The 6,786-nt window shown below is 42.8% G+C and carries 4 protein-coding genes and 3 pseudogenes; all 7 read right to left on the reverse strand.

The features are described 5' to 3' along the window. Nucleotides 1–2 precede the first annotated feature (2 nt). Entirely contained in the window at nucleotides 3–1,223 is a 1,221-nt protein-coding gene (locus tag AB4180_RS21225) for a hypothetical protein (protein ID WP_102582952.1), read from the reverse strand. A gap of 19 nt (nucleotides 1,224–1,242) precedes the next feature. After that, nucleotides 1,243–1,476 (reverse strand): annotated as a pseudogene (locus AB4180_RS21230) (hypothetical protein); the annotation flags it as partial. Between the two features lie 3 nt (nucleotides 1,477–1,479). Beyond that, a pseudogene (locus tag AB4180_RS21235) lies at nucleotides 1,480–2,109 on the reverse strand (OmpA family protein); the annotation flags it as partial. Beyond that, on the reverse strand, nucleotides 2,102–3,337 hold the full coding sequence (locus tag AB4180_RS21240; protein WP_241909511.1) for a hypothetical protein: 1,236 nt from the start codon (nucleotides 3,335–3,337) through the stop codon (nucleotides 2,102–2,104). The pseudogene AB4180_RS21235 and the gene AB4180_RS21240, both read right to left, overlap by 8 nt. Nucleotide 3,338: 1 nt before the next feature. Next, nucleotides 3,339–4,054: pseudogene (locus AB4180_RS21245) on the reverse strand (hypothetical protein). A 133-nt stretch (nucleotides 4,055–4,187) separates the two neighbouring features. Continuing rightward, nucleotides 4,188–5,432, reverse strand: coding sequence for a hypothetical protein (locus AB4180_RS21250; protein ID WP_102582951.1), 1,245 nt, complete (start codon nucleotides 5,430–5,432; stop codon nucleotides 4,188–4,190). Nucleotides 5,433–5,451: 19 nt separating this feature from the next. Further along, nucleotides 5,452–6,786: hypothetical protein (locus tag AB4180_RS21255; RefSeq protein ID WP_102582949.1), on the reverse strand; the 1,335-nt coding region annotated here is incomplete at its 5' end.

The following is a 6,786-nucleotide window of genomic DNA, read 5'->3' on the forward strand; positions in this document are numbered from 1 at the left end:
TCTTAAACGATCGGCATTACACCGTTAGCATCGGCATTATAAAGAACTGGGGTTTTAGCTGCTCTTCCAGAATGAATCACCTTCCATGACTGAGCGCCATTTCCATTCATTTCATAACGGTAATCTGCCCCATAACGTCTTATGGTTATTTTTGCTGCTCCTCTCTGTGTTTCATTACCGTTGTTACTGATATTTACAACTTTCGCATAAACGTTCTTTTCCTCTCCTTCGTCAGAGAACGCAAGCCACGTTTTTTCCTCAACATTGATCAAAACTTTACGGTATGAGTTCACCGCCCATACGTACTTACCATTAGGGCTGATGGCAGTTTGTACATAAACACGTTCCTTAATCGTTTTTTCTGGCTTAAATTCGTCCTCAGGGAAAATTTTATATAGCATTTTTAAAGTCTTGGCATCGAAAACCACCACACCCAAATCACCGACATAAATGAGCTTACCGTCAACAATGACCGTAGATTCTGAAATATCGACATCTACCTCCTCCTTGGTTCCCGTAGCGAGTGTGTATTTAAAACGCTTAAAACCATCTGAGAAATAGATGTAACTAGAGTCGTCCGCCCAGACCAAATATGGCTTGGTACGCGCACTGCCCAACTGAATGGTCTGTTGCGTTTTTAAGTCAAAGATCGCCTTTATCAAAGGCTCTCCATTACTGTATGCATAAGCCACATAACGATTGTTAGGTGAACGGCTCATCGTAAAATTCTGTGGTGACGCGGTGCTTGGCATGTCATCCGTGACTAAGCGTAAATCTGTCCCATCAATTTTCACGCTCCAAATTTTGTAGCCGTTTTCGTAATCGTTTACGAGAGGATCTCGAGAGCTAACATTATTCCACCAAAACTGAATTCGAGGTTTATCATAGGAGCTCGCATTAAATAAATTTTCACGAGGCCACTCTTTTGCTCGGCGTACGGCATAACCTGGTTTGACAGGAAGCGTACCTGGGTATTCAGGCTTAGACAGATCTTCAGAGTAAACAATAAAGTTGTGCTCACTTTGCCATTGGCAGCGTGGCCCTGTCACATCTTTGCGTTCGAATGACGTTGTTTCACCAACATTGAAACAAGCCTTTTGAGCGGGTTCTTTTTCTACGGATTGTGTTGTTGCAGTATTCGAAGTTTGATTACTTTCTTCACCACAGCCTGTTAATAACATAACTGTCGAAAGAAGCGCGATACTTAACGTTGTTAGTTTCATTTTATAATGTACTTTCATTTTATAATAATTGGGTGAGTTCAATGTCTTGATAAATTACTGACATTAAGACCGTTTTATCTGAGTTATGAGATCGGCAATGACGGGTTAGATTGACCCTTTTAACTTCTGGTAACCAACCACTAAATACGACTTCTTTACAATATTGATCCACAAACTCAGCCTCGCGCAAAAAAATCTTTTGGCTCCATGTTTCATCAACACACGTCAGTTGGAAAAAATCATCTGGTTGATCTCACTGTCCCGCAAACTCAACAACAATTTTATGTTCTGGTGAAGGTTCCACTAACGAAAAGCTGTAGTGACGTGCCAAAGGTACATCATCGACAACTTGCTGGTAGTTGGCTTTATGAACGCGCTCTGAACTGCTATTGCTCACCCTATCAACATGTATCGAGTTCAGAGTTTGCTCGCTCCCATATCCCTTTAGGTTCCCCAAGATAGAGACGAGGTCTGCACACGCCTTTTTCATTGATCGAGCATTACTCTGTGCACCAATCGCCAACTCTGTAAGCATTGACCATTCGGGAAAAGACAGCTTGTACGTCTTCTGCGCTAACTCATGTACTGGCGAACGCAGTGCCAAAACCTGATTGATGTTGGTTTTTTGGTTTTTCTGAATAGAATCGCCCAGTACATGTAAACGGCCTAAATCGTCTGTCGCCCAAAGAGCAGCGCTTTCCTCACCTAAATTTTTAGCAATGGGAAGCCGTGACATAGGACGGATATATTTTAACGACTCAATCACAGCCAAGTTATCGCCCGAATTTACATCAACATACTCAGAGCCTTTTTTACCATCAACGGTAGGATACTCAACACCGAACAAATAGATATCTGTTGGTAAATATTTAAAGTCATTACTCATCGTTATCTACCTCCAGAAAGCGTCCATAATTAGCATCGGCATTATATAACACTGGTGTTATCGTGTTTTGACCTGATTGAATCACCTTCCATGACTGAGCACCATTTCCATTCATTTCATAACGGAGATCTGGCCCATAACGTCTTATGGTTATTATTGCTGCTCCTCTTTGTGTTTCATTACCGTTGTTACTGATATTGCCCACTTTAGCATAAACGTTCTTTTCATCGCCTTCCTTAGAAAACGCAAGCCACGTTTTTTCTTCAACGTTGATCAACACTTTGCGGTACGAGTTTACTGCCCACACGTATTTTCCATTAGGGCTGATAGCAGTTTGTACATAAACACGTTCCTTAATCGTTTTTTCTGGTTTAAATTCGTCCTCAGGGAAGATTTTATAAAGCATTTTTAGAGTCTTGGCGTCGAAAACCACCACACCCAAATCGCCGACATAAATGAGCTTACCGTCAACAATGACAGTAGATTCTGAAATGTCGACATCTACTTCTTCCTTGACTCCTGTCGCGAGTATGTATTTGTAGCGCTTAAAACCGTCTGAGAAGTAGATGTAGCTAGAATCATCCGCCCAGACCAAATATGGCTTGGTGCGCGCACTGCCCAACTGAATGGTCTGTTGCGTTTTTAAGTCAAAGATCGCTTTAATCAGAGGCTCGCCATAACTGTATGCGTATGCCACATAACGATTATTGGGGGAACGACTCGTCACAAAGGTCTGAGGTGACGCCATACTTGGCATATCATCCGTAACTAAACGTAAATCTGTCCCATCAATTTTCACGCTCCAAATTTTGTAGCCATTTTCGTAATCATTTACGAGAGGGTCTCGAGAGCTGACATTATTCCACCAAAACTGAATTCGAGGTTTGTCATAAGATCTCGCATCAGACAAGTCTTCACGGGGCCACTCTTTTGCTCTGCGAACGGCATAGCCTGGTTTTACGGGAAGTGTGCCTGGGTATTCAGGTTTGGAAAGATCTTCAGAGTAAACAATAAAGTTGTGCTCACTTTGCCATTGGCAGCGTGGTCCTGTTACATCTTTGCGTTCGAGTGACGTTGTTTCACCGACATCGTAACAAGCCTTCTGAGCAGGTTCTTCTCCAACAGATTGTGTTGTTGCAACATTCGAAGTTTGATTGCTTTCTTCACCACAGCCTGTTAATAGCATAGCTGTCGAAAGAAGCATGATACTTAACGTTGTTCGTTTCATTTTATAATAGTTCCGTGAGTTCAATGTCTTGATAAATTACTGACATTAAGACCGTTTTATCTGAGTTATGAGATCGGCAATGACGGGTTAGATTGACCCTTTTAACTTCTGGTAACCAACCACTAAACACGACTTCTTTACAATATTGATCCACAAACTCAGCCTCGCGCAAAAAAATCTTTTGGCTCCATGTTTCATCAACACACGTCAGTTGGAAATAATCATCCGGTTGATCGCACTGTCCCGCAAACTCAACAACAATTTTATGTTCTGGTGAAGGTTCCACTGACGAAAAGCTGTAGTGACGTGCCAAAGGTACATCATCGACAACTTGCTGGTAGTTGGCTTTATGAACGCGCTCTGAACTGCTATTGCTCACCCTATCAACATGTATCGAGTTCAGAGTTTGCTCGCTCCCATATCCCTTTAGGTTCCCCAGATAGAGACAAGGTCTACACACGCCTTTTTCATTGGCCGAGCATCACTCTGCGCACCAATCGCCAACTCTGTAAGCATTGACCATTCGGGAAAAGACAGCTTGTACGTCTTCTCTGCTAACTCATGTACTGGCGAACGCAGTGCCAAAACCTGATTGATATTGGTTTTTTGATTTTTCTGCGTTGAATCACCCAGCACATGTAAACGACCTAAATCGTCTGTCGCCCAAAGGGCTGCGCTTTCCTCACCCAAATTTATGGCAATGGGAAGCCGTGACATAGGGCGGATATTTTTCAACTCTTCTAATGAGGTCAGGTCTTTTTCGATATTAATCGCTCTATATTGAGGGGTCTGTGCATCCCCAATATTAGGAAAATCGACACCGAACAAGTAGACATCCGTTGGTAAATGCTTAAAGTCGTGACTCATCGTTATCTACCTCCAGAAAACGCCCACCATTGGTATCGGCATTATATAACACTGGTGTTATCGTGTTTTGACCAGATTGAATCACCTTCCATGACTGAGCGCCATTTCCATTCATTTCATAACGGTAATCTGCCCCGTAGCGTCTTATGGTTATTTTGGCTGCCCCTATTTGTGTTTCATTGCCGTTGTTACTGATATTGACCACTTTCGCATAAACTTTCTTTTCATCGCCTTCCTTAGAAAACGCAAGCCAAGTTTTATCCTCTACGTTAATCAGCACTTTGCGGTACGAGTTGATTCCCCATACATACTTACCATTAGGGCTGATCGCAATTTGACGGTAAATGCGCTTCTCAATATCTACGGAATCTTCAAACTCTTTTTCAGGTAAAATAGTGTATAAGCGTTTGAGTGTCTTGGCGTCATAAACCCCAACCCCCAAGCCCGCGGCATTGATTAACTTGCCATCTACAATGACCGTATCTTCAGACAATGGTACATCTACCTCTTCTTTGGTTCCCGTCGCGAGTGTGTATTTAAAACGCTTAAAACCGTCTGAGAAATAGATGTAACTAGAATCGTCCGCCCAGACCAAATATGGCTTAGTACTCGCGCTGCCCAGTTGAATGCTCTGTTGCGTTTCTATGTCAAAGATCGCCTTTATCAAAGGCCCACCAAAGCTATAGGCATAAGCCACATAACGATTATTGGGTGAACGACTCGTCACATAGTTCTGTGGTGAAGCCATACTTGGCATATCATCCGTAACTAAACGTAAATCTGTCCCATCAATTTTCACGCTCCAAATTTTGTAGCCATTTTCGTAATCATTTACGAGAGGGTCTCGAGAGCTGACATTATTCCACCAAAACTGAATTCGAGGTTTGTCATAAGAGCTCGCATCAGACAAGTCTTCACGGGGCCACTCTTTTGCTCTGCGAACAGCATAGCCTGGTTTTACGGGAAGCGTACCTGGGTATTCAGGCTTGGAAAGGTCTTCAGAATAAACAATAAAGTTGTGCTCACTTCGCCATTGGCAGCGTGGTCCTGTTACGTCTTTGCGTTCGAATGACGTTGTTTCACCAACATCGTAACAAGCCTTCTGAGCGGGTTCTTTTTCTACGGATTGTGTTGTTGCAGTATTCGAAGTTTGATTACTTTCTTCACCACAGCCTGTTAATAACATAACTGTCGAAAGAAGCGCGATACTTAACGTTGTTCGTTTCATTTTATAATGTACTTTCATTTTATAATAATTGGGTGAGTTCAATGTCTTGATAAATTACTGACATTAAGACCGTTTTATCTGAGTTATGAGATCGGCAATGACGGGTTAGATTGACCCGTTTGACTTCTGGTAGCCAACCACTAAACACGACTTCTTTACAATACTGATCAACAAACTCAGCCTCGCGCAAAAAAATCTTTTGGCTCCATGTTTCATCAACACACGTCAATTGGAAATAATCATCTGGTTGATCGCACTGGGGGTTACTTTTATAGGTAATTACGATGCCTTCGCTTGGGGAGTTAACAACAGCGGCAGCGACACCTTGCTCTTTTTGACTAACGACATTGTAATCTGATTTGCTTGGCGCTTGAGTATCTAGATTCGGCAGCGAAATCACAGGTTCGGAGCTCGCATCAAAGTTATGAGCAGAAGAATAATCGCTGAGGTCTACTTTAACCGCTTTTTCATTATTCCCGCTCTTTAATTCTTTGAGTTGCTGAGTATTGAGCTGAGCCCGAGAATAATAAAGGGCAATATCACTTTGTACGCTACCGTTTATTTTGTATGGAAGCCAAATATGAGGCAAAGGAACACCAAGTGGCTCTCTCTTTGTTTTACTTCCAGCCTTAAATGGACTCAATTCGGTTTGAAGTAATTCTGTGTATGTTTCGCCTTCGTTAGGCCAATCAGCGACCACTACCTCAACTTCTTCTGCAGTAAGACCAAAAACACGGGCGCAAGCATATTCGTCCAACACACCCTCATAGACTTTTTTACCGTCTTGGTACAACTGAAACGCTTCCCCTGATAGAAATGCCTCGGAGTCTTCATCATATAAGCTAATATCGACCGATCTTTGAGGCGAGGACTTAGTGCTTTGGTAGAGTGATAGATCGACATCAGAAAAGCGTCCGTCGTTTTGAACTTGGATTTCTCGCCAAACTTCTGATTGCCAAACGACATAAACGTAACCACGATCAATCGATACATACCCTGAATCACCTTTATGAACAGGAACCACCGGCACCAACACGTTGTCCCACTCATCCATCTGAGTTTCTTTATCAACGGGTTGCAAGCCTTCTGCGAGTTTAAGAAAAATTGGCTGAGGCTGGTCAGAACAAGGGATTTTGATGTAAAGCGTTTTGCCCTCAGCTTCGAGATCTTTAAATGTCGCGAGACTGCGGTGTTTGTTCCCGGTATCGGCCTTGCCTACGGTGACTTTTTCTTTTTGAGCCTCAGTTTTACCCAACATCAAACATGCCGCATTGCTTGACCACTGGCCAGCAAACTCAACCACAATTTTATGTTCTGGGGAAGGTTCAACCGGAGAGAAGCTATAGTGACGTGC

Origin of the sequence: Vibrio sp. 10N.286.49.C3 (assembly GCF_041469545.1) — a bacterium.
In the GTDB taxonomy this organism is placed as follows: domain Bacteria; phylum Pseudomonadota; class Gammaproteobacteria; order Enterobacterales; family Vibrionaceae; genus Vibrio; species Vibrio tasmaniensis_A.

Coding starts and splice junctions, on each gene's coding strand:
- AB4180_RS21225 (WP_102582952.1), bottom strand. CDS start 1,223: ATGAAACTAACAACGTTAAGTATCGCGCTTCTTTCGACAGTTATGTTA.
- AB4180_RS21240 (WP_241909511.1), bottom strand. CDS start 3,337: ATGAAACGAACAACGTTAAGTATCATGCTTCTTTCGACAGCTATGCTA.
- AB4180_RS21250 (WP_102582951.1), bottom strand. CDS start 5,432: ATGAAACGAACAACGTTAAGTATCGCGCTTCTTTCGACAGTTATGTTA.